Annotated in this window: 1 protein-coding gene; it reads right to left on the bottom strand. The window is 73.1% G+C overall.

The genetic code is table 11. The features are described 5' to 3' along the window. Positions 1–46: 46 nt before the first annotated feature. On the bottom strand, positions 47–26,959 hold the full coding sequence (locus tag AC1DWC_RS01490; RefSeq protein ID WP_477905517.1) for a non-ribosomal peptide synthase/polyketide synthase: 26,913 nt from the start codon (positions 26,957–26,959) through the stop codon (positions 47–49). Positions 26,960–26,982 lie beyond the last annotated feature (23 nt).

Raw genomic sequence — 26,982 nt, 5'->3', positions numbered from 1 at the left:
CGATCCGCACGAGTCGGTCCAAGGAGGTGGTCCCGACTCCGACCGCTCAGGTCCGCCGCCCGAGTCGCGCGGCAAGCGTGGGACCGATCACAGCCAGCGACGACGGCTCGATCATGTCGTTGTGCCCGCAGTCGACCGGGCACTCGTCGATGGCGCCGGTGACGAGCGGCCGCCACTCCTGCGCCGTGCGGTCGGTGCCTCCCTCCTGCCCGCGCTGCGCCGGGAACACCAGCAGGTCGCCGTCGAAGACACCCGGCACGAAGCGGTGCACCAGCAGTCGTGAGTGCGCGTAACCGTCGTTGATCCGCTCGAGGTGTGCCGCGGTGATCCCCTCGCTGCCGAGGAACTCGCCCAGCATGCGCGCCGCGGAGTCGTAGGTCAGGTCCCGATGTTCGTCGGGCGCTCCGACGTCCAGCCCGAGACCGCGCAGCAACTCCGCGAGCTCGAGCCGTCCGAGCATCGGGTCCGCGCCGTCGTCCGGGTAACTGTCCATGACCGCCAGGGTCGAGACGGACTCGCCCTGGCGCTGCAGCTCGACAGCCATCGCGTGCGCGAGGACGCCGCCGAGGGACCAGCCGAGCAGGTCGTACGGTCCCTCGGGAGCGATCGCGCGAATCTCGTCGACGTACCGACGCGCGAGCTCCCCGATCGATCCGTAAGCCGGCCCGCCGGTGATCGCGGGCAACTGCAGGCCGAGCACGGGGCGTTCGACGGGTATGTACCGGACCAGTCCGGCGTACCCCCAGGACAACCCGATTCCAGGATGAACGCAGAACAGCGGGCGGCCGGTTCCGGTGCCGCGCAGCGGAATCACGACCCGGAGGGCGGCCTCGACGCCGACGGCAGCCGTCGCGCCGATCCGGCCTGCCATTCCGGCCGGGGTCGGATCCAGGAAGAGCATCTGGAGCGAGACGTCCCGTCCGAGGCGCTCGCGGAGGTCGGTCACCGCGCGGGTCGCCAGCAGCGAGTTGCCGCCGCGGTCGAAGAAGCTGTCGTCGGCGCCGATCCGCTCCACCCCCAGCACCGTCGCGAATGCCGATGCGACCGCGGACTCCACCGGACCCGCGGGTTCCCGGAACGCGGTCGCGGCAGACGCGAACTCCGGAGTCGGCAGCGCGTCGCGGTCGAGCTTGCCGGTCGGGGTGAACGGGACCCGGTCGAGCACCGTCACCGACGCCGGGACCATGTGGCTCGGAAGTCGCTGCGCCACCCCGCGTCGGAGCTCGTCGGGCTCGAGGTACGCGTCCCCGGCCGCGTGCACGTACGAGCACAGCAGCGTCTCGCCCGCCGGCCCGGTACGGGCGATCGTCACCGCGAACCCGACGCCCGCCTGCGCGGCGAGCGCGGCGTCTGTCTCGGCGGGTTCGATGCGGAAGCCGCGAACCTTCACCTGGAGGTCGCTGCGGCCGACGTACTCGAGCGTGCCGTCGGTCCGGCGACGGACCAGGTCGCCGGTGCGGTAGATCCTGGCACCGGGCTCACCGAACGGATCCGCGACGAAGCGGCCGGCCGTCAGCGCCGGCCGACGGTGGTAGCCGCGGGCGAGGGCCGGCCCCGCGACGTACAGCTCCCCCACCACGCCACGCGGCACCGGGTGCAGGCGCGCGTCGAGCACCAGCTCGGACACGCCGCGGATCGGCCCGCCGAGCGTGATCGGCGCGCCCGGGGTCATCGGATCGCTGATGTTCGCCATGATCGTGGTCTCGGTGGGGCCGTACGCGTTGAGCATCGCGCGGTCCGGCGCCCAGCGCGCAACCAGTTCCGGGGGGCACGGTTCACCGGCGACGACGAGCGTGCGGAGCGAGTCGAGCCCGTCGGGATCGACCGACGCCAGCGCGGTCGGGGTGAGGAATCCGTGGGTGATGCGGCCGGCCTCCAGGGCAGCGGCCAGCTCGGTGCCCCCGTAGACGTCCGGCGGGACGACCACCGTGGTCGCGCCCGCACACAGCGCCATCACGATCTCGAACACCGACGCGTCGAAGCTCGGGGACGCGAAGTGCAGGGTGCGGGCGCCGGGAGTGACGTCCAGGCGGGTGCGCTCCTCGGCGGCGAGGTTCGCCAGGCCCCGGTGGGTGAGCACGACGCCCTTGGGGATGCCGGTCGACCCGGACGTGTAGATCAGGTACGCGGGGTTCTCGGCCCCCAGGGGGCGGATCCGCTCGGCGTCGACGACCTCCGCGTCCGACATGTCCGCGACCACCGCGGTGGTGTCGGCATCGTCGAGCACCACCCAGTCGACGTCGTCCGGCAGACGACTCCGCGCCCCGGCGACGGTCACCCCCAGCACCGCGCCGGAGTCGTCCAGCATGTGCTCGATCCGGCCGGCCGGGTACTCCGGGTCGACCGGCAGGAAGGCCGCCCCGGTCTTCGCGACCGCCCACACCGCGAGCAACGACTCGAACGACCGCGACAACCCGAGCGCGACGTAGCGCTCCGGCCCGGCGCCGCGCCCGATCAGCATCCGCGCCAGCCGGTTCGACCGCCGGTCCAGCTCGCCGTACGACACCTCGTCGCCGTCGTAGGCGACCGCGACCGCATCGGGATCCTGCCCGGCGTGGGCCAACAGCCCCGGCAGCAGCATCTCCGGGGCGTCGGGGCCGCCGTGCGTCGGCGTGAGGTCGCCCTCTTCGTCGTCGCGCAGGATCCCCAGGTCACCGACCGCACGGTGCGGATCGGCGAGCGCCGATTCGAGGACCCGGAGGAACCGTTCGGCGAAACCGCGCACCGTGTCGGCGTCGAACAGGTCCGCGGCGTACTCGATGCTTCCGGCGATGCCGGCCGGGGCGCCCGAGCCGTCGAACTGCTCGGCGAGCACGAACTCGAGGTCCTCCTTCACCACACCGGACGGCGGGGCGAGGCCCTCGACGGTCAGGCCCGGCAGGTCGAGGCGGGCCCGCGAGTCGTTCTGGAACTCCAACGCCACCTGGAAGATCGGGGAGTACGCGGTCGAGCGCGGCGGGTCGAGCGCCTCGACCACCCGCTCGAACGGAATGTCGGCGTGCCCGAACGCGCCGAGGTCCGCCTCCCGCACGGCGGCGACCAGATCGGCGAACGACTGCGCGGCCTCGATCCGGGTGCGCAGCACGAGCGTGCCGACGAGCATTCCCACCAGGTCGTCGAGAGCCGATTCCCCGCGGCCCGCGACCGGGGTGCCGATCACGATGTCGTCGGTGTCGCCGAGACGGCTCAGCAACACCGCGAGCGCGGCGTGCACCGTCATGAACACGCTCGTCCCGTGCCGCCGGGCGAACTCCTCGATCCCGCGGTGCAGCCGCGGTTCGATCGCGAAGCCCGTTCGGCCGCCGCGGAACGACTGCTGGGGTGGGCGTGGTCGATCGGTCGGCAGCCCCAGTAGATCCGGTGCCCCCGCGAGCGTCGACGTCCAGTAGTCGAGTTGCCGCGCGGCCACCGACCCGGGGTCGTGGTCGTCACCGAGCAGCCGGCGCTGCCACAGTGTGTAGTCGGCGTACTGCACCGCGAGCGGCGACCACTCGGGCGCGCGGCCCGCCGCCCTCGCGGCGTACGCGCGGACCAGGTCCCGGGACAGCGGGCCGGTCGAGAACCCGTCGACCGCGATGTGGTGGGCCACCAGCACCAGGACGTGCTGGTCGGCACCGAGCACGAACAGCGCCCCACGTATCGGCACCCGGGCGGTGACGTCGAACCCGGCGGACACCTCGGCGTGGATCCGCCGGGCCAGCTCGTGCTCGTCGGCGACCGGCACCGGCCGAATGGCGGGCGCCGCCTCGGCCGCCGGGCAGATCTGCTGAACCGGGCCGTCGCGCCCGACCGGGAAGACGGTGCGCAGCGACTCGTGCCGGTCGACGACGTCGGCCAGCGCCGCGTCGAGGGCCTCGACGTCGAGTGCACCCGACAGACGCACCACGAGAGGGACGTTGTACGCGGGCGAGGCCGGGTCGAACTGGTTGATGAACCACATCCGCTGCTGCGCCGGCGACAGCGGGACCTCGTCCGGCCGTTCGGTCGCCTCGAGGACAGGACGGCCGGACGCGCCCGCCGCCCCGTGTTCGATGCGCTCGGCCAGCGCCGCCGCGGTCGGCGCGACGAAGAGCGCGCGGACCCCCAGATCGATGCCGAGGGTCTCCCGGAGCCGGGCTACCACGCGTGTCGCGGACAGCGAATTGCCGCCGAGTTCGAAGAAGTCGTCGCCGGTGCCCACCCGGTCCACCTCGAGCACCGTCGCGAACACCTCGGTCACCGCCTCCTCCATCGGGTTGGTCGGCGACCTGAACACCTCCGCGGCGTGACCGGACTCGGGATCGGGCAGTGCGCGGCGATCGAGCTTCCCGGTGGGCGTGAGCGGGATGTCGTCGAGCACCACGATCGACGTCGGCACCATGAAGCCGGGGACCTGCGCGGCCAACCGCGCCCGGAGGTCGTCGACGGCGATGTCCCGGCCGCCGGCCGCTGCCACGTAGGACACCAGCACGGTGTCGCCGCCCGGCCCCGGGCGCCCGAGCGTGGCCGCGAACCGCACGTCGGGATGCGCCGCCAGCACGGCGTCGATCTCGCCGAGTTCGATGCGGAAGCCTCGGACCTTCACCTGGAAGTCGCTGCGGCCGCGGTACTCGAGCTTCCCGTCCGGGGTCCACACCCCGACGTCGCCGGTGCGGTACATCCGCCCGCCGGCCGCGCCGAACGGGTCGGCGACGAAACGTCCGGCGGTCGTACCGGCCCGCCGGTGGTAGCCGCGGGCCAGGCCCGGGCCGGCGATGTAGACCTCGCCCTCGACGCCCGCCGGCACCGGCTGAAGTCGCGCGTCCAGCACCGTCTCGGCGACGCCGCGGATCGGCCCGCCCAGCGGAATCGGCGCGACTCCCGGCACACAGTCCTCGATGTTCACGACGATCGTGGTCTCCGTCGGCCCGTACACGTTGACCATTCGTCGCTGCGGCATCCAGTCCGCGATGAGTTCCGGCGGCCACGCCTCCCCGCCGACCATCACGCACTGCAGATCGTCGAGCCCGGTCGGGTCGATCGAGGCGAGCGCGGCCGGCGTGATGAAGGCGTGGGTGACGCGCTGCTTCTTCAGCACCGCGGCCAGATCCGCGCCGCCGTAGACGGTGCGGGGCACGATCACCATGGTCGCGCCCGCCGCGAAGCACAGCAGGTACTCGAGCAGCGAGACGTCGAAGCTGGGAGACGAGAAGTGCAACGTCCGGGAGCCCGCGGTCACCGCGCACCGGTCCCGCTGCACGTCGGCGTAGTTCCCCAGGCCCCGATGGGTCAGGGTGACGGCCTTGGGCACGCCGGTGGATCCGGAGGTGTAGATCAGGTAGGCGGGATTGTCGACCCGCAGCGGCGCCGTGCGCTCGGTGTCGGCCACCGGCGCCGGCGATCGCGAAGCGCAGTCCGCGGCGAATCCGGGGTCGTCGAGCGTCAGCCACGGCAGCGTGTCGGGCAGCCGGTGCCGGTGGGCCGCGACGGTGAGCCCGACGAGGGCACCGGAGTCGGCGAGCATGTGCTGCACCCGTTCGGCGGGATAGTCCGGGTCCACCGGGACGAACGCGGCCCCGGTGCGGGCCACCGCCCACATCGCGAGAACCGATTCGACGGACCGTGGAACACCCAGCGCCACGTACGTTTCCGGCCCCACACCGTGGTCGATCAGTGCCCGTGCAACCCGGTTGGACCGAGCGTCGAGGTCCGCATAGGTGAGCTCGCGTCCGTCGGCGACCAGCGCGATCGCCTCCGGGTTGGGGGCGGCCGCGGCCGCGAGGATCTCCGGGAGGGTGCGGGCCGCGCCGCGTGGACCTCCCCGCACCGGCGCCAGCACCCGGCGTTCGTCCGCGGTCAGCAGGTCCAGTCCGGCCAGGCGCCGCCCCGGATCGTCGACGATCGCGCGCAGGACGTGCAGCAGTCGGCGGGCGGCAGCGTCGACCGCGGTCCGTCCGAGGAGGTCCGGGCGGAACTTCATCGTCAGGCGCAGACGGTCGGTCGTGGACGCGACCACGCTCAGCGGGTAGTGGGCGGAGTCGCGGACCTCGATGCCGGTCACCCGCATCCCCGCGATGTCGGCGTCCGCGGACAGCTCGCCGGGCACGGGATAGGACTCGAAAACGGTGAGCGTGTCGAAGCCGGCACCCGGTCCCGCCGCGCGCTGGATGTCGGTGAGCCCGACGTGGTGATGGTCGAGCAGCGACGACTGCTCCGCCTGCACCCGGTCGAGCAACGCACCCAGAGTCTCCGCGGGATCGAGCCGGATCCGGACCGGCACGGTGTTGATGAACAGCCCGATCATCGACTCGATGCCGGGCACGTGCGGGGGCCGCCCGGACACCGTGCTGCCGAACACGACGTCGTCGCGGCCGGTGAGAAGTCCGAGGACGATCGCCCACCCGACCTCGACGACGGTGTTGAGCGTCAGCCCGCGCTCACGTGCGAGGACCCGCAGCCGCTCGGTCGTCTCGACGTCCAACTCGTACGGCAGGTCCCGCGACGGGGTGGACTGCGCGGTCGTGGCGGACCCGGCGCGGACCAGCAGGGTCGGCTCGTCCTGCCCGTCGAGGGCGTCGGTCCACGCGTGCAGCGCCGCCGACCGGTCCTGCGCCGCGAGCCATTCGAGGTAGTCCCGGTGGGGGCGCACCCGCGGCAGCGCGGAGGGGTCGCCGTCGGTGGCGTAGAGGACGACGAGCTCCGCGAGCAGCAACGGCGTCGACCACCCGTCGAGCAGGATGTGGTGGTTGGTCAGGACCAGTCGGCTCGTGCCACCGGGCATGCGCACCAGACGAATTCGCAGCAGCGGCGGCGACGCCATGACGAACGGGTGGGTGCGGTCCTCGGCCAGGATCTCGGCGAACCGCTCCGACGCCGCCGGCTCGGCGGACGCGCTCAGGTCCGTCTCCGCCCAGGGCGCGGCCACCCCGTCCAGGACGATCGCCGCGGCCTCCCCGTCCGGAGCGCGCACGAATCCCGTGCGCAGGTTCGCGTGCCGGTCCAGCACGCCCTGGACCGCACCCCGCAGGCGCCGGGAGTCGACGACGCCGCCGAGGGTGAGGATCAGCTGCACCAGGTACGCGTCCACCGAGGTGTCGGCCAGTTCGGCGTGGAAGAACAGGCCGCGTTGCATCGCGCTCAGCGGCCACACGTCGGACAGCGAGGGGAACCGGTCCTCGAACCGCTCGACGGCGGACTGGTCCAGGTGCACCAGACCCAGATCCGACGGCGTCCGACCGCCCGCACCCGGCGCGTCTGCCCGCGCGACCACCGCGCGGGCCGCGACGATCCACCCCTGCGCCAGCCGCTGCACGTCCGCGGCTTCGAGCACACGGCGAGGGAACGCCCACGTCGCCTTGATCCGCGGGCCGTCCGGACCGGGCACCGTCACCGCGTTGACATCGATCGCGAATGCCACCGGCATACCGGCCGCGACGGCGTCGTGCAGGCCGGACTCCGTGACGGGAAGCCAACTTCCGTCTCCGCGCCAATCGGAGCCGCCGTCGAGTCGACCGAGGTAGTTGAAGCTGATCTCGGGCTCGGGCAACCGGCTCAGCTCGGGCCGGGTCTCGTCGTTCAGGTACCGGAGCAGTCCGTACCCGATCCCGTGGTCGGGCACCGCGCGCAGTTGCTCCTTGACCGCCTTCACCGCCGCACCGGCGGCAGCGCCACCGCCGAGAGCCTCCTCGACGTCGACGCCCGACAGGTCCAGACGCACCGGGTAGATCGACGTGAACCACCCGACCGTGCGGGACAGGTCGGCGCCCGGCACCACCTGGGGCTCCCGGCCATGTCCCTCGAGCGCCACCGCGACGTCCTCGGTCTCGACGCCGCGACCACGCAGCCAGTGCACGAGCGCGAGGGCCAGCGCGGTGAGCAGACCGTCGTCGACTGCGCCGTGGAACACCCGCGGCACCGTCGTCGTCAGGCCCCGGGTCACGTCGGCCGGCAGTTCCACCTCGACGCGCTCGACGGTGCCGGCCACGTCGACCGACGGATCGAGCTCGCGCGCAGCGCGTCCCGCCGGCGCTCGGGGGACCGTCGACAACCACCGGCCCAGCTCGCCGGCGCGCTCCCGCGCCGCCCGCACGAGCCCGTCCGCCCACGTCCGCATCGACGTGCCGGTCGCCGGCAGGTCCGGTTCCGCGCCGTCCGAGGCCTGCGTGCAGGCGATTGCGAGGTCGGGGATCAGGATCCGCCACGACACCCCGTCGACCACGAGGTGGTGGGCGACGACGAGCAGTCGGTCCGCGTCGCCCCCGACGAAGTGCACCAGCGCGATCATGATCCCGGACTCCGGGTCCAGCAGATCCGCGGCCGCTTCCACCGCGTCGCGGGCGGCCGCGGTGAAGCCCGCTCCGGTGACGGTGTCGACCGGGATCCGCCGCACGGCCGTATCGGCGGGCACCGCACCCGGCGGTCGCACCTCGAGCCGCCATCCGGACGCCGAGCGGGCGTCCGGACGCAGCCGGGACCGCAGCATGTCGTGCCGGTCCAGGACCGCGCCCACCGCGCGCGTCAGGGTGTCGCCGTCGATTCCGGCGGGCACCTCGAGCAGGACCGACTGCGAGAAGCGGCGGAAGCCGCCACCACCCGGCGCTCCCCCGCGCTCGACCATCCAGCGCATGATCGGCGTGAGCGGAACATCGCCGACGCCGCCGCCCGGCAGCTCCGGCAGCTCGACGACGTCGTCGGGATCGGTGCGGTCGGCGACCCCGGCGAGGCCCGCGACGGTGGGGCGCTCGAACACGTCGCGCGGCGTGAACGTCACCCCTGCGGCCTTCGCCCGGGACACCAGTTGGATGGACATGATCGAGTCGCCGCCGAGCCCGAAGAACGAGTCGTCGGCACCGACCGTCTCGACGCCGAGGATCTCCGCGAACAGCTTCGCCAGCACGCGTTCGGTGCCGGTGCCGGGTGCCGTCCCACCGACGCTCTCGGGTCGAGGCTCGGGGAGGGCGGCGCGGTCGAGCTTGCCGTGCGCGGTGATCGGGAACTCCGCCAGGACCGTCGTCACCGACGGCACCATGTGTCCGGGCAGCCGACGGCCGACGGCCTCGGTGACCGCGACCGGGTCGAGGCCGGCTCCGGACTCCGGGACCACGTACGCGACCAGCCGCGCGCCGCCGTCGACCTGTCCGGGTTGTGCAAGCACGACCGCGGACGCGACACCCGGAACCGCGGACAGCGCCGACTCGACCTCCCCGGGCTCCACCCGGAATCCCCGGATCTGGACCTGGGAGTCGCTGCGCCCCAGGAACTCGAGCTCGGCGCGCGAGGTCCACCGGGCGCGATCGCCGGTGCGGTACATCCGGCTCGACGCCGCGAACGGGTCGGCGACGAAGCGTCCCGCGGTCAGTCCGGGCCGTCCCCGGTATCCCCGCGCCACCTGCGGGCCCGACACGTACAACTCGCCGGCGACCCCGAGCGGTGCGGGACGCAGGCGCTCGTCGAGCACCCACACCCGCACCCCGGGAAGTCCGCCGCCGATCACCGACCCGGTGGGGCGCGGCCCGGTGACCGCCGCGACGTCGATCACCCGCCACGTCACGTGCACGCAGGTCTCGGTGATGCCGAACATGTTCACCAGAGCCGGTGCGGCGCACCCGTGCCGGTCGACCCAGGGGGCGAGGCGGGCGACGTCCAGCGCCTCGCCGCCGAACACCACCCAGCGGAGCGCGAGGGTGCCGCCGTCGGCCGCGGCATCGGCCCGCGCGAACTGGTAGAACGACGACGGCGTCTGGCTCAACATCGTCACCGACTCGGCCACCAGCAGGCGTCGCAGCTCGTCCGGGGACCGCGCGGTGTCGTGCTCGACGACGACCAGCCGGCCGCCGAACCCCAAGGCCCCCCACAGTTCCCACACCGCGAAGTCGAACGCGAACGAGTGGAACATCGTCCACACGTCGGCCGCGCCGAAGCCGAGCACGGCGCGGGCTCCGGTCAACAGCGTCACCGCGTTCCGGTGGGTCACCGCGACGCCCTTGGGCCTCCCGGTCGAACCCGACGTGTAGATCACATAGGCGACGGAATCCGCGTGCAGCGGACCGATGCGCTCGGCGTCGGTCACCGGCGCGGTGTCCCGCGCGTCGAGCTGTGCGCGGATGTCGGGGTCGTCGAGACGCACCACGGGCGCCCCGGCACCGCCGTCGCCGACGCTGCCGACGCCGAGATCCGACGGCGCGCTCGCGTCGACCAGCACGCAGGCCGGTGCCGCGTCGTCGAGCATGTATCCGATTCGCGCCGCCGGATACGACGGGTCCACCGGCAGGTACGCCGCACCCGACCGCGCGACCCCGACCAGCGCGGCCACCAGGTCCGCCGACCGATCCATCATCACGGCGACCACCGACTCCGGACCGATGCCGCGGTCGATCAGCCAGCGCGCCAGCCGGTTCGAACGCTCGTCGAGCTCGCGGTACGTCACCCGCATGCCCGGGGCGACCACGGCGACCGTGTCCGGGTCGGCGGCGGCCGCCGCCGCGAACAGGTCCGGCAGCGTCCCCTCCGCCGCGGCAGCCGGCACGCGTCCGCGCGCGAGTTCCGCCGCCTCCTCGCGCGCGAACGCCCCCGCGATGTCGATGTCCCCGACCCGGACGGACGGATCGGCCGCGACCGCCGCGAGCACCCGGCCGAACATGTCCGCGAGTGCCGTCGCGGTGGATTCGTCGAACACGTCGGATGCGAACAGCACGTCGCCCGTCAGTCCCGCCGGAGCGCCGGAGTCGTCGAATCGCTCGCCGATCCCGAACTGGAGGTCGAACTTGGCCTCGCCCATGTCGATGTCGAGCACGTCGGCCGTCAGGCCAGGCAGGCCGACGCGGGGCCGGTCGACGTTGCGGAACTCGAGCATCACCTGGAACAACGGGGCGTACGACGTCGACCGCGCCGAGGCCGACCTCTCGACGAGCCGCTCGAACGGCACGTCGGCGTGTGCGAAGGCGTCCACGTCCGCCTCGCGCGTCCCGGCGAGCACCGCGTCGAACGGCGCCGCCGGATCGACCGCGGTGCGCAGCACCAGGGTGTTCACGAACATGCCGACCACGTCGTCCAGTTCGGCCTCGCCGCGCCCGGCGACGGGGGTTCCGACGACGACGTCGCGGCCGGCCCCCACTCGGGACAACAGCACCGCGAGTGCGGCGTGCACCACCATGAACGGCGTCGAGTCGTGCCGGCGCGCGAGTTCGGTGAGCCTGCGGTGGACGCCGGCTTCCACCGAGAGCTCGACCCGCCCACCGCGCGTCGAGCGCCGGGGCTCGCGCGGACGGTCCAGCGGCAACCCCGTCACCGGCGGCGCCCCCGCGAGTCGGTCCTCCCACCAGGCGATCTCGCCGGCGACGCGCGAGTCCGGGTCGTCCCGGGAACCCAGCGCCGCGTGCTGCCACACGGCGAAGTCCGCGTACTGGACCGGCAGCGGCCCCCAGCCCGGTGCGGCGCCGCCGACCCGGGCCGCGTACGCCGTCGCGACGTCACGGGCCAGGGGTCCGATCGAGAACCCGTCGGCCACGATGTGGTGGACCACGAGCACGAGGACGTGCTCGTCCGGCCCGGTCCGCAGCAGGCGCACCCGCACCGGGACCTCGCGTGCCACGTCGAATCCCTCGTGCACGATCTCCCCGACGCGGGCGGTCACCCGGTCCGCGGTGACCGGTTCCGGCGTCAGGTCCCCGACCACGCCGGGCGCGGGCACCGTCACCTGGGACGGGCCTGCGGCCGAGGACGGGAACACCGTCCGCAGCGATTCCTGCCGCTCCACCACGTCGACCAGGGCCCGCCGCAGGGCCGGCGCGTCGAGACTCCCCGAGAGCCGCAACACCATCGGCACGTTGTACGCGGCCGACGACGGATCGAACTGGTTGACGAACCACATGCGTTCCTGCGCAAGCGAGAGCGGGATGCGGTCCAGCCGGACGCCCGTGCGCAGCCCGTCCCCGGGCAGTGCGGTGGCGGCCCCGCACCGCGGCGCGAGCGCGGCCGCGGTCGGGCACTCGAACAGGTCTCGCAGCCCGATCCTGCTGCCCAGCACGCGGTTGATCCGGGCCACCGCCCGCGTCGCGCTGAGGGAGTTGCCGCCCAGCGCGAAGAAGTTGTCGTCGACCCCCACCGTGTCGATGCCGGTCACCTCGGCGAACACGGTGACCAGTGCCGCCTCCGTGGAGTTGCCCGCTTCCCGGAATCGCGGTGTCAGCGAGGCGAGTTCCGGTTCGGGCAGTGCGGCGCGATCCAGCTTGCCCACCGGGGTGAGCGGGACCGCGTCGAGCGTCACCACCGTCGTCGGCACCATGTGCGCCGGCAGGCGCCCGCCCGCGAAGTCCGTGAGGGCGGCGACGTCGACGCCGTCCGCGGTGTTCGGCACGACATACGTCACCAGCATCGGGTCGCCGGCTTCGCGTGCCCGCGCGGCCGTGACGGCGAACCCGACCGCCGGGTGGGCGGCGAACACCGCGTCGATCTCCCCGAGCTCGACGCGCAGCCCCCGCACCTTGACCTGGAAGTCGCTGCGGCCCAGGTAGTCGAGCGCTCCGTCCGGCCGGCACCGGACGACGTCGCCGGTGCGGTACACCCGGCTGCCGGGCGCGCCGCGCGGGTCCGGGACGAATCGCACGGCGGTCAACGCGGCCCGCCGGTGGTATCCGCGGGCCAGTCCCGCGCCCGCGATGTACAGCTCACCCGGCACGCCGGCCGGGACCGGTCGCAGGAAACCGTCGAAGACGAGCAGGTCGGTGCCGTTCACCGGGCCCCCGATCGGCACCCGCGCCCCGGGCACCAGGGGCGCGCTGATCGTCGTCAGGATCGTCGACTCGGTCGGCCCGTATCCGTTGAGCATCGTTCGTCCGGGCGCCCAGTCGGCCACCAGTTCCGGGCCGACGGCGTCGCCCGCGACGACCAGCACGTCGAGGTCGTCGAGGCGGTCGGGCTCGACGGTGGCGAGCACGGCGGGCGTGATGCAGGCGTGGGTTATTCGCTCCCGGCGCAGCAGTCCGGCGAGATCGGCCCCGCCGTACACGCGCGGCGGCGCGATCACCAGCGTCGCGCCCGCAGACGCGGCCTGCAGCAGCTCGAGGACCGAGACGTCGAAGCTCGGCGAGCACACGTGCAGGCAGCGCGCCGCGGCCGGAATCGCATAGTGGTCGCGCTGCGCGGCGAGCAGGGACGACAGGCCGAGGTGGGTGACGCTCACACCCTTCGGCCTGCCCGTCGATCCCGACGTGTAGATCAGGTACGCCGCGTCGTCGGTGTGCACCGGACTCGGCCGCTCCGCGTCGTGGACGGCATCCGCCGGCCGTGCGGCGAGGTCCGCCTCGCAGTCCGGATCGTCGACCACCAGCCAGTGCACGGAGTCCGGCATGCGCCCGTGATCGGCGTCGAGCACCAGTCCCACCGCGGCGCCGGAGTCGGTGAGCATGTGCTGGACGCGGGCCGGCGGGTAGGTCGGATCCACCGGGACGAACGCCGCACCGGTCTTCGCCACCGCCCACACGGCCGTCACCGAACGCGCCGACCGCGGCAGGGCGATCGCCACCACCGCGCCCGGTCCCGCCCCCGCGTCGATCAACTGCCGCGCCAGTCGATTCGACTCCGCGTCGAGGTCCCGGTACGACAGCCGCGCGTCCTCCGAGTCCACCGCGACGGCGTCGGGCTCGATCCGGGCCCCGGAGACGAGGATCTCCGGCAGCGGGCGCGGCGGACTCGCCGCACCGCCGCGGATCGGCGCGGCCGCGGCCCGCTCGTCCGCGGACAGCAGGTCGACCCGGGCGACGGGGTGCGCCGTCTCGTGTGTCACGGTCGCGAACGCGCGCCGCAGCCGGGCGGCGATCGATTCCACCTCGGCCGGGTCGAGCAGGTCCGGCCGGTACTTCAGGACCAGCCGCAGGCGCTCGTCCATGCTCGCGAGCACGGTCAGCGGATAGTGCGTGGCGTCGAAACCCTCGACGCCCGCCACCCGCAGGCCGGCGACGTCGGTGTCGCTCGCCAGCGCCGAGCGGTCGACGGGGTACGACTCGAAGACCGTCAGGGTGTCGAACACCGCCGCCGGACCCGCCTCCCGCTGGATGTCGGCGAGCCCGACGTGGTGGTGGTCGAGCATCGCCGCCTGCTCCGCCTGCACGCGGCTCAGCAGCTCGCCGACGGTTTCGCGGGGATCGAACTCGATCCGCACCGGCACGGTGTTGATGAACAGCCCGATCATCGACTCGATCCCGGGCACCTGCGGCGGGCGGCCCGACACCGTCGCACCGAACACCACATCGGCGCGTCCGGTCAGGGCCGCGAGCGCCAGCGCCCAGGCGACCTGGACGACGGTGTTGACCGTCACCCCGCGCTCCCGGGCGGCCGTCGCCAGCGCCTCGGTCTCCTCGGCGGGCAGCGTCACGGTCACCTCCCCGGGTTCGGCCGGAGCCGCGACACCGTCGAGCGGAGCCTGCGGAGCGAGCACAGGCTCGTCCCGCGGCACCAGCAGCGTCGGCCCGTCGACGCCGGCGAGGGCCCGGCGCCACGCCTCGACGCCGGAGGCGTGGTCCTGCGCGGTCAGCCACGTCAGGTAGTCCCGGTAGTCGCCCGCCGGGGGCGGCTCCCGGTCCGCGGCATAGAGGGTGAGCAGCTCTTCGAGCAGCAGCGGCGTCGACCAGCCGTCCAGCAGGATGTGGTGGTGGGTGAGCAGCAGCCGGTACTCCTCCGTTCCCGTCCGGGTCAGGGTGAAGCGCAGCAGCGGTGCGCGGTCCATCACGAACGGCGTCGCCCGATCCGCCGCGAGCAGGTCCCGCCAGCGTTCCCGACCCGTCGCCCCGTCGAGTCCGGACAGGTCGATCTCATGCCAGGGCACCGGAATCCGGCCCTCGACGACCTGGTACACGTCGCCGGCGTCGTCCTCCACGAAGCACGCCCGCAGGTTCGGGTGACGATCGAGCAGAGTCCGCGCGGCCCGGCGCATCCGCTCCCGCGACGGTCGGCCGTGCAGCTCGACGACGAGCTGGACCATGTACGCGTCCACCGATCGCTCCGCGAGACGGGCGTGGAAGAGCAGTCCGGACTGCAGCGGGGTCAGCGGCCACACGTCGGTGAGCCCGGGCCGGCGCGCCTCGAGGGCGTCGATCGCCGTCTGGTCGAGCGGGACGAGATCGACGTCGGACGGGGTGAGACCGCCCGCACCGGGGCTGTGGGCGTACGCGGCGAGCGCACCCAGCGCCCGGTGCCACAGGTCGGCGAGCCGGTGCACGTCGTCGGCATCGAGAACTCCGGTCGGGAACGTCCAGGACGACTGCAGGACGGCGCCTCCGGGCCGCGGCACGAGCCCGGCCGCGATGTCGACGACGGCCGTCACGGGCATCCGTGGTTCATGGGCGCCGCCGAGCCCGTGCCGCCGGGTGGGCAGCCACGCCTGCGGATCGTCGCCGGCGCCCGCCGTGATCCGGCCCAGGTAGTTGAGGACGATCTGGGGCTCGCGCCACCCGCGCACCTGCGGCCCGGGTTCCCCGGCCAGTCCCGCCCCGGGTTTCCCGGCCAGTTCGCGGAGCAGCCCGTACCCGATCCCCCGGTCCGGGATCGCCCGCAGCGCCTCCTTCACGAGCTTGACCGCCGCGCCCGCCGCCGCGCCCCCGGCGAACGCCTCGGCGAGATCGATCGACGACAGGTCCGGGCGCACCGGCGACATCGTGGTGAACCAGCCGACCGTTCGCGTCAGGTCCGCACCGGGCACCGCCGACTCCTCCCGCCCGTGCCCCTCGACGCCGAGCAGGACGTCGGACCGTGGGGCGCCACGCTCGCCGCGCCAACGGACCACCGCCATCGCGAGTGCCGTGAGCAGCCCGTCCAGCACGGCGGCGTGGAGCGACTCCGGCAGCGCGGTGAGGACGGCATCGGTGATCTCGGGCGGCGCCTCCAACGTCAGCACCTCGCTCGTGGCGGCGACATCGCGCGCGGGATCCAGCGGCCGCGACCCGATCGTCGGGTCCGGGCCGCCGAGGATTCGCTCCCACATCGGCAGTTCCGGGACCCGCTGCGGGGCGAGTTCTTCCAGCGCGATCGCCCACCGGCGCATCGACGTGCCCACCGGCGGCAGCGCGGGCACCCGCCCCTCCGACGCCTGCGCCCACGCCGATGCCAGGTCCGCCACCAGCACGCGCCACGACACGCCGTCGACGGCGGCGTGGTGGACGACCAGCAGCAGCCGGCCGGTGCCGGACGGCCCGTCGAACCACACGACCTGCACCATCGTGCCTGCGGCCGGATCCAGGCGGTCGGCCGCGGTGTCGGCCGCCGCGGCCGCGCGGACGTCGAACGCGGCGTCGTCCAGTGAATCGACCTCGATCCGCGTCACCAAGTCCCGGGCCGTGACGCCCCCGACGCCGGGAACCGTCATTCGCCAGCCACCGGGGCGAGCGGAGCGACGGGGTGTGTCACTGTCGGTGTCACCGTCGCGGCCGAGCCGGGCCCGGAGCATGTCGTGCGTGTCGAGGACTGCCTGCACCGCGACCTCGAGCGTGGCCCGGTCGACTCCGTCGGGCAGCGACAGCAACACCGACTGGGAGAACCGGTCGATCCGGCCGGCGCTGCGGCCGAGCATCCACGCGAGGATCGGGGTGAGCGGTACCTCCCCGACACCGCCGCCGGGCAGTTCCTCGAGCGTCGACGGTGCGGTGGCGGTGTTCGAGTCGGCCACCGCGGCGAGCCGGGCGACGGTGGGGTTGTCGAACACGTCACGCGGTGTGAGCGACAGCCCCGCCGCCTTCGCGCGCGCCACCAGCTGGATCGACATGATGCTGTCGCCGCCGAGGGCGAAGAACGAGTCCTCCGTCCCGACGGTGCCGCGCCCGAGAACGTCCGCGAACAGCCGGCCCAGGGTCTCCTCGGTCGCGCCGGACGGCGCCCGGCCCACCGACACCTCCGCCCCGTGGTCGGGCGTCGGCAGGGCCGCCCGATCGAGCTTGCCGTGCACGGTCATCGGCAGTTCGGGGAGCACGACGATGTGTGCGGGGACCATGTACCCGGGCAGCCGCGCCGCCAGGGCCTCGTGCAGGCGCGCCGTGTCCACCTCCGCCCCCGCGGCGGCCACCACGTACCCGACCAGCCGGTCTCCCCCGCGCCCGACCGCGCGCACGTCGGCCACCGCCTGAGCGACGGATCCGTCTGCCGTCAAGCACGACTCGACCTCGCCGAGCTCGATCCGGTTGCCGCGCACCTTGACCTGACGGTCGGCGCGCCCCAGGCAGACCAGCCGACCGCCTGCGGTCCAGTGCACGAGGTCTCCCGTGCGGTACATCCGTTCGCCGGGATCCCCGCCGGGTTCGGCGACGAACCGGCCGGCCGTCAGCCCCGGACGCCGGTGGTAGCCGCGGGCCAACGCCGGGCCCGCGAGGTACAGCTCGCCGGGCACCCCGACGGGTACCGGCTGCAGCCTGCGGTCGAGCACTCGCACGCGGAAACCCGGTGCCGGGCCGCCTATCGTGACGGGATCGCCCGGGAACAACGGGTCGCTGACGCTCGCCGCGACGGTCGCCTCCGTCGGCCCGTACGCGTTGTACATCCGCCGTCCCGGGGCCCAGCGGGCCACCACGTCGGGCGGGCACGCCTCACCGCCCGACAGCACGCACACCAGGTCGTCGAGTCCGGCCGGATCCGTCGCCGCGAGCGCCGTCGGCGTGAGCATGCAGTGGGTCACCCGCTCGGCCGCGAGCAGATCTCTCAGCTCGCCGCCGCCGTACACGGTGGGCGGCGCGATCACCATGGTCGCACCCGCACCGAACGCGAGGAGCAGCTCGAGGATCGATGCGTCGAAACTGGGTGATGCGCAGTGCAGTGTCCGGGACCGGGGCGTCGTCCGGCACCGCCGCTGCAGGTGGTCGGCGAACGCCGCGAGACCGCGGTGAGTGACCGTCACGCCCTTCGGAGTTCCCGTCGATCCGGACGTGTAGATCAGGTAGGCCGCGTCGTCGAGCCGCAGCGGGGCGGTCCGTTCGGTGTCGCGGATCGGTGCGGCGGCAGTGGGTTCGCCGATCAGGCGGCCGGCGTCGAGCGTCCACCAGCGCGGCTCCTCGGGCAGGGCGTCCCGGGACCGCGCGAGCGTCAGCCCGAGGATCGCACCCGAATCGTCGAGCAGGAAGGCGAGCCGCTCCGCCGGGTGCGCCGGGTCGACCGGGACGAAGGCGGCCCCGGACTTCGCGACGGCCCACAGGCCGATCACGAACTCGACGCTGCGGGGCATGGCCAGCGCCACCACCGACCCCGGGCCGACGCCCGTGTCGATCAGGCTGCGGGCGAGCCTCGTCGACGCGCGGTCGAGGTCGCGGTAGAGGATCTCCCGGCCGTCGAATCGGATCGCCGGCGCGTGCGGATCGATCGCCGCGCCCGCCGCGAGCACCGCGGCCAACGTGCGCGGCGACGCGCCCGGCACCCCCTCCACCGCGGTGAGCGCGGCGCGCTCGGCGCCGTCGAGGATGTCGATGTCCGCCACCGGCAGGTCCGGGGACTCGGCCACCGCCTCGAGGATCCGCACGAACCTGTCGGCGAGGGTCCGCGCGGTGGCCTCGTCGAACATGTCGGTCGCGAACACCAGGCCGGCGGCCATTCCCGCTCCGCCGCCCGCGGCGTCGAACTCCTCGGCCACGGTGAGCTGCAGGTCGAAGTTCGCGGCCACCTCGCCGGGGTCGACTGGCTCCACCCGCAGACCCGGCAGCGCGAATTCCGGCTGCGCGATGGTCCGGAACTCAAGCATCACCTGGAACAACGGCGTGTGCGCGTGCGAGCGGGGCGGATCCAGCGCGTCCACGACCCGTTCGAACGGGATGTCCGCGTGCATGAACGCGCCCAGATCGGCCTCCCGGACCCGGTGCAGCAGCTCACCGAACGAGCAGGCGCCGCCGACATCGCAGCGCAGGACGAGGGTGCCCACGAACATCCCGACGAGGTCGTCGAGGGCGGCGGCGCCGCGGCCGGCGATCGGGGTGCCGATCGCGATGTCGTCGGTGCCGGCGAGCCGGGACAGCAGGGCGGCCAGCGCCGCGTGCACCACCATGAACACGCTCGCGTCGCGGCTGTGGGCGAGCGCGATCAGGCCCCGGTGCAGCCGCTCGTCGACCGCGAACTCGACGCGCCCACCGGACTGCGAGCGGTCCGCCGGCCGGGGCCTGTCGCTCGGCAGGTCCAGTACCTCGGGCAGGCCCGCCAGCGTGGTGGTCCAGTAGTCGAGCTGACGGGCGAGCGGGGACGACGCGTCGTCCTCGCTCCCGAGCCAATCGCGCTGCCACAGCGTGTAGTCCGCGTACTGCGCGGTCAACGGCGGCCACTGCGGCGCGCCGCCGCCCAGGCGCGCCGCGTACGCGGCGGCCACGTCCCGCGCCAACGGTTTCAGCGAGAAGCCGTCCGCGAGAATGTGGTGCAGCACCACGGTGAGCACATGGTCCGTCTCGTCGACCCGAAAGAGGCTTGCCGACAACGGGACCTGTTCCGCAACGTCGAAGCCGCGTGCCACCGTCGCCCGCACCCGGGAGCGCAGGTCGTCGCCATCGAGCACCCGGGCCACCTCGAGTCCGGACTCCGCGAGCTCGGCAGGCAGGATCTGCTGACAGGGTCCGTCGCCGGTGAGGGGGTAGACCGTGCGCAAGGATTCGTGCCGGGCGACGACGTCGCCGAACGCGGCCCGCAGCGCCTCGACATCGAGGTCTCCCGACAACCGCAGCGAGAACGAGATGTTGTAGGCCGGGGACTGCGGGTCGTACTGGTTGACGAACCACATCCGCTGCTGCGCCGGGGACAACGGGATCCGGGCCGGCCGGGCACCCGGACTCAGCGATCGCCGGCGCACCCCGCTGCCCTCCCCGCCGACCCGCCGGGCGAGCTCGGCGACGGTCGGGCCGTCGAAGACGTCCCGGATGCCGAGCGCGGCGCCGGTCGCGTCGTTGATCCGGGCGACCAGTTGCGCCGACACCAGCGAATTGCCGCCGAGCGCGAAGAATCCGTCGCCCGCGCCGACCCGATCGACACCGAGCAGATCGGTGACCACGCCCGCGACGATCTCCTCGACCGGGTTCCGCGGCGCGACGTAGGAGTGCCCGGCGACACCGGGTGCGGGCAGGCTCGCGCGATCGAGCTTGCCGTGCGCGGTGACCGGCAGCCGGTCCAGGATCACCACCGCCGACGGCACCATGTAGCCCGGAAGCCACTGGGCGACGGACACTCTCACCTCGTCCGGATCGAGGACCGCACCGCCGTCCGGCACCGCGTACGCGACCAGCCGGATCCCGACGGGGCCCGCGTCGGCGACCACCACCGCGGACCCCACCCCGGATACCGCCGCGAGTGCCGACTCCACCTCCCCGAGCTCCACCCGGTATCCGCGCACCTGCACCTGATCGTCCCTGCGGCCCGCGTACTCGAGCGTGCCGTCCACCCGCCACCGGCCCAGGTCGCCGGTGCGGTACATCCGGGTGCCGGCCCCGGCCGGGTCTGCAACGAACCGCGCAGCCGTCTCCCCCACGCGACTCGGGTAGCCCCGCGCCAGCTGCGTGCCCGACACGTACAGCTCCCCCACCACCCCGGGAGGCACCACGTGCAACCGCTCGTCGAGCACGCGCACCCGCAGCCCCGGCAGCGGGCGGCCGATCGACCCCCGGCCGCGGCCCGCCGAAGCCCTGGTCAGCGGGTCGTGGGTCACGTGCACGCAGGTCTCGGTGATCCCGTACATGTTCACCAGCTGCGGTGTGGAATCCCCTCGGCGCGCGAACCACGCGGTGAGCCGCGCCGGATCCATCGCCTCCCCACCGAAGATCACGTACCGCAGCCGCAGCACCGCGGCGTCCCCCTCGTCGGCGCGTGCCCGCTCGGCGTCGGCCAGCTGGTAGAAGGCACTCGGGGTCTGGCACAGGACCGTGACCGCCTCGTCCTGCAGCAGCCGCAGGAGCTCGCGTGGCGAGCGAGCGGTGATCTGGTCGACCAGCACCACGGTGGCGCCGTGGATCAGCGCTCCCCACAGCTCCCACACCGCGAAATCGAAGGCGTACGAATGGAACATCGTCCACACGTCGTCGCCGTCGAATCGGAACAACTCCTGCGCACTGCCGAACAGCGTGGTCACACTTCGGTGCGACACCGCCACCGCCTTGGGCCGTCCGGTCGACCCGGACGTGTAGATCACGTATGCGAGCGAATCCGGGTGCAACGGCGAGGTCCGGTCCGCATCGGTCACCGCCTCGGGCGACAGCTCGTCGAGCGCGGTCGTCACCCGGGGATCGCCGAGATCGACAACCGGAATGTCGTTGCGACGCAGAGCCGAACCGTTCTCGGCACCGTCGACCAGGACGCACACCGGCGACGCGTCGGTGAGTATGTAGGCGATGCGGTCCGCCGGATAGTCCACGTCCACGGGAACGTAGGCGGCGCCGGTCGTGAGGACCGCGAGGAGTGCGACCGGCAGATCGTCCGAACGCGCCGTCGCGACGGCCACCAGAGAGCCCGGACCGACGCCGTGACCGATCAGCAAACGAGCCAGCGCGTTCGCGCGCGCCGCCAGCTCGGAATAGCGGACGCGCCTCGCACCGGAGACGACCGCGCAGGCGTCCGGGTTCCGTGCCGCGGCACTCGCGAACAGCTCCGGCAGTGTGGCCGCCGGCACCACGCGGCCGGGCCGCTCCTGCGCCGCGAGCGCCCTTTCCCGCTCGTCGGTGATCACGATGTCGCCCACGACCGTGGTCGGGTCGCCGGCCGCCACGGCGAGGACCCGCACCAACCGGTCGCCGATCCCGGCGACGGTGGCGCGGTCGAACAGGTCGGTCGCGTACTGCAGGGCCACGGACAGGCCGGCGGCGCGACCCGAGTCGTCGAACCGTTCCCGCACTCCCAGCTGGAGGTCGAACTTGGCGACACCCGGGTCCACCTCGACGGCCTCGGCGGACAGTCCCCGCATCGCCACCGTCGTCGGCGCGCCGTGCTGGAACTCGAGCAGCACCTGCACCAGCGGCGCGTACGTGGGCGACCGGTCCGAGGCGAACTCGTCGACCAGCCGCTCGAACGGCAGATCGGCATGGGCGAAGGCTCCCAGGTCGGTCTCGCGCACCTGTGCCAGCAGGTCGGCGAACGTGGTCTCGGGCCGGACCGTGCTGCGCAGGACGAGAGTGTTGACGAACATGCCGACGATGTCGTCCAGTTCGGGTTCGCCGCGGCCGGCGACCGGTGTGCCCACGGCGACATCGGACCCGGCGCCGAGCCGGGCGAGCACCACCGCGAGCGCGGCGTGCAGGACCATGAACAGCGTGCAGCCGTGCTCGCGCGCGATCCGGACCAGGTCACGGTGGATCCCGGCCTCCACGTCCAACTCGATCCGGTCGCCGGACGCGGTCGTACGCGGGGATCGGGGGCGGTCGTGCGGCAGCGAGATCGCCGCCGGAAGGTCGGCGAGCCGGTCACCCCAGTAGGCGAGTTGCCGGGCGGCGAGCGACTGCGGATCGTCCTCCGCCCCGAGCAGTTCGTGCTGCCACAGGGCGTAGTCGGCGTACTGCAGCGGCAGCGGGTCCCACTCGGGTGCGCGACCGGCCACCCGCGCGGCGTACGCCGCCGCCACGTCTCGGGCCAACAGCTCGACGGACTGCCCGTCCGCCGATATGTGGTGCAGCACAACGGCCAGGACGTGTCGACGCGACCCGGTCCGCAGCAGCACGATTCTCAGCGGAACCTGCCCGCGGACATCGAAACCGGCGGCGGCCGTCGCCGCGACCGTCTCCCCCACCCGCTCCGGGTCCACAACAACGGGTGTCAGGTCCACTGCGACGTCCGACGCCGGCAGGATCACCTGGCACGGCCCCCTCGCATCTGCCGGGAACACCGTCCGCAGGGCCTCGTGCCTGTCGATCACGTCGTTCAACGCGGTCTGCAGCGCCGCACGGTCGAGCTCGCCCGTGAACGTCACGGCGAACGGAATGTTGTAAGCCGGCGACGCAGTGTCGATCTGGTTCACCAGCCACATCCGCTGCTGCGCCGGGGACATCGGGAGCCGGTCCGGGCGGTCCCGCGCAACGAGCGCAGGTCGCTCCCGCGCCGGCCGACCGGGGTCGGCGTTCTCGAGGATCCGATCGACGTGGTGTGCCAGTCCCGAAACGGTCGGTTCCGCGAACAGGTCACGCACGCTCAGCCGCACCGGCAGCGCCAGGTTCACCCGTCCGATCACTCGCGTGGCGACCAGGGAGTCGCCGCCGAGATCGAAGAAGCTGTCGTCGACACCGACGTGTTCCTCGCCGAGCAGATCCGCGAACGCCGCCGCGACGGTCTCCTCCGTCTTGTTGCGCGGCGCCTGGTATCCGGCGGACGTCCCGCGGAAGCGCGGTTCCGGCAACGCGCTGCGGTCCAACTTGCCGGCGGGTGTCAGCGGGACCCGGTCGAGTGTGACGAGGGCCGCGGGCACCATGTACGCGGGCAGCGACTCGGCGGCGTGAGCGAGGAGCTCGGCCTCGTCGATCTCGGCGCCTGCCGCGGGTCGCACGTAGCCGACCAGCACGACGTCCCCGGAGGGACGGGTGTACCCGGTGGTCGCCGCGAACGCGACACTCGGATGCGCCTGGAGCACGGCATCGACTTCACCGAGCTCGATCCGGAAGCCACGGATCTTGATCTGGAAGTCGCTGCGGCCGAGATACTCGAGCTCGCGCGCGGCCGTGTTCGCGGTCGCGCCGCTCGCCCGAGCATGCCACCGCACCAGGTCGCCGGTCCGGTACATCCGCCCGCCGGTGGCACTGAACGGGTCCGCCACGAAATGGTCCGCGGTCTGTCCCGGCCGGTGGTGGTAGCCGCGGGCCAGCCCGCCGCCCGTCACGTACAGCTCCCCCACCGCCCCCTCCGGCACCGGCTGCAGCCGCCGGTCCAGGACCATTTCACCGCATCCGCGAGACGGCCCGCCGATGGTGACGGTGGCGCCGGGCCGCAACGTGGTGCTGATGCCCGCGACGACGGTGGTCTCGGTCGGGCCGTACGCATTGAACATCCGGCGACCTGCTCCGCGGGAACTCGGGGGTGTCGGCCCGCCTCGGGAACCCGGGGGTGTCGGTGCAGCCCACTGCCGGACCAGCTCGGGCGGGCACACGTCACCGCCGGTGACCACGCAGTCGAGGCTGTCGAGTCCGGCGGGATCGACGGATGCGAGCGCGGCGGGGGTGACGAAGGCGTGCGTGACCCGCTCGCGGCGCAGCACGTCCGCCAGTTCCGCGCCGCCGAACACGTTCGGCGGGACCACGACCATCGTCGCGCCGGCCCCCACCGCCATCAGCAGTTCGAGCACGGACGCATCGAAGCTCGGCGAGGAGAAGTGCAGGGTGCGCGAGTCCGCGGTGATCGCGAACCGTTCGCGTTCCTCCGCGGCGAGGTTCGCCAGCCCGCGATGGGTGACCACCACGCCCTTGGGCACCCCCGTCGATCCGGAGGTGTAGATCAGGTAGGCCGCGTCGTCGAGATGCACCGGCCCGGTCGCCGCGACGCGGGAGAACGGGGGGTCCGGCTGCGCGATCGGGTCGTCGAGGACCAGCCACGTGGTGGTCTCGGGCAACCCGTCGCGGTGAGCGCGGACCGTCAGGCCGATTCCGGCGCCGGAGTCGGAGTCGGAGAGCATGTGCTCGATCCGGTCCACCGGGTAGTCCGGGTCGACGGGCAGGAAGGCGGCCCCGGTTCGCGCCACCGCCCAGACCGCGGTCACCGACTCGACCGAACGCGCAATCGCGAGGGCCACAACGGAATCCGGACCGACTCCGTGATCGAGGAGACGGCCGGTCAAGCTGTCGGCGAGCTCGTCGAGTTCACGGTAGGAGAGCCTGCGCCCGTCGGCGACGACCGCCTCGTGGTCCGGATCGACCGCGACCGCGTCGGCAAGGATCTGGGCGAGGGTCCGCGGGGCGACGTCGGCCGGACCCTCCACCGGGGTCAGGCCCGCGGTCTCCGCAGCGGTCAGGATGGGCACGTCCCCCACCGGCCGGTCCGGATCCTCGGCGACACCGGCGAGCAGGCGCTCGAACCGGTCGATCAGGGCGGTGACGGTGTGCTCGTCGAGCGCGGCGTTGTCGTAGGTCAGTCGCGCGTCGATACCGGCGGGCGCGCCCTGCGCGGTGAAGTGCTCGGTCAGGTCGACCGTGAGTTCGGTGTCCTCCGGAGCGATCGCGGCGGACGGGGCGGTGTGGACGCCGAACGTCACGCGAGGCCGGGGCGCGCCCAGCGTCTCGACGACCCGCTCGATGGGGGTCTCCGGGTGTGCGAAGGCGCGGCGCTCTCTTTCGCCGGTCTCGAGCACCAGGTCGGTGAACGCGGCGGACGGGTCGATCGGGGTGCGCAGCGCCACGGTGTTGCGGGTGGGGGTGCCGTCGGGGCGGGCCGGCACCGGGGCGGCGACGACGATGTCGTCGACGTCGGTGAGCCTGCTCAGCACCGCGGCAAGTGCGGTGTGCAGCATGGTGAACGGCCCGACGTCGAGGCCGCGGGCGAGCGCCGTGGCCGCGGTGTGCAGGTCGCGGTCGAGTGCGCGCGCGACCGAGCCCCGACCTGTCCGGCCGGTCGCCGCCGGGCCGGCGCGGGGCAGCACCGCCGATTCCGGCTGCCCGGCCAGTTCCTGCGTCCAGAAGGCCAGCTCGGCGGCCTCGCGCCGCATGCGCTCCCCGATCCGGGCCGACTCGGCATGGAGGTCCGACACCACGGTGTTCGGCTCGGCGGCGAGCAGGGCCTCGACGAGTTCGACGAAGCGCCGGTGATGGGCGCGCAACTCCTCCTCCCCGTATCTGTTGGGGTTGCCGCGGAAGTCGACGAGCGTCCGGGCGGGCGAGCCGCTCTGGTAGATGTTGACCAGCAGGTCCCGCACCGGTCCGGAGGTCACGATGTGGTACTCGCCGACGATCGACCCGAGGGTGATCTCCTGACGGAAGAGCATCACGTTGACCATCGGCCCCGACAGTCCCTGCCGCGCGCCGGTCAACCCGGCGTCGCGCCGGATGTCCTCGAGGCTGCACCTCTGGTGACGCAGCGCGCCCATCAGTTCCAGCTGCACCCGCCGCACGAGGCCGGCGACGGTGTCGTCGGGATCGACGGTGATCCGGAGCGGGGCGACGTTGACGAGCATGCCGCCGGAATGCTGTAGCGGCGCGGTGGTACGCGCGGACACCGGTATGTTCACCAGGACGTCGCGGCTGCCCGTCATCCTCGACAGGTAGCAGGCGAACCCCGCAATCAGTACGGCCGCGGACGTGGCGCCGACCAGGTCGTCGGAGGAGTTCAGCCGATCGAGCGCCGCGTCGGTCAGCTGTGCGCTCTCCAGCCGGCTGCGGGCCGCGGCCGGGCCGTCCCGGTGCGCGAGCGTGGAACCGCCCTCGATCCCGCGCACATGCTCCGCCCAGTACTCCCGGTCGCCCTCGAACCGGCTCGACGAGCGGTACCTCTGGTCCAGCTGGTAGAGCGTGCGCAGGTCGAGAGCCCGGTTCGTTTCCGGCTCGACACCCTTGGATGCGGCGGTGTAGAGGGCCGCGATCCGGTTCAGCATCGTCATGCCGCTGTAGCCGTCGAGCGCGACGTGGTGAATTCGTGTGTACCACAAATAATCCCTGTCGCCGACCTGGAGAATGGTCATCTCCACCAGACGGTCCCGCGTCAGCTGGATCGGGGTGACGTAGTCGTTGTCGATCCACGCATGCGCCGCGCCGAGCGGGTCCTTCTCCTGCCGGAAGTCGAACAACGCGATCGAGGTGTCGATCGAATGGTCGACCATCTGGCTCGGTTCCCCGCCGGTGTCCACCAGACGCAGGAACGGCGACTGGAACTCACGGGCCGCGGTCACCGCCGCCGAACGCAGCAGGTCGAGGTCCACGTCGCCGTGCAGTTCCACGTACTGCGCGATGAAGATCGGCGCCGTCGGGCTGAGCTGCTGTCCGAACCACACGCTTCTCTGGACCGCAGACAACGGAAACGCGTCCGACGAGCCGTACGGTTCGTGTACGACTGCGAGCGGCTGCGCGGCGTCGCGGTGCGGATCAGGCGATGAGAAGTTCTTCATCCGGATCCTCACGCAGTGGGAAT

The sequence above is a fragment of the Rhodococcus sp. P4_C10 genome, assembly GCF_056402135.1.
This window is presented reverse-complemented; position numbering and strand designations above follow the sequence as displayed.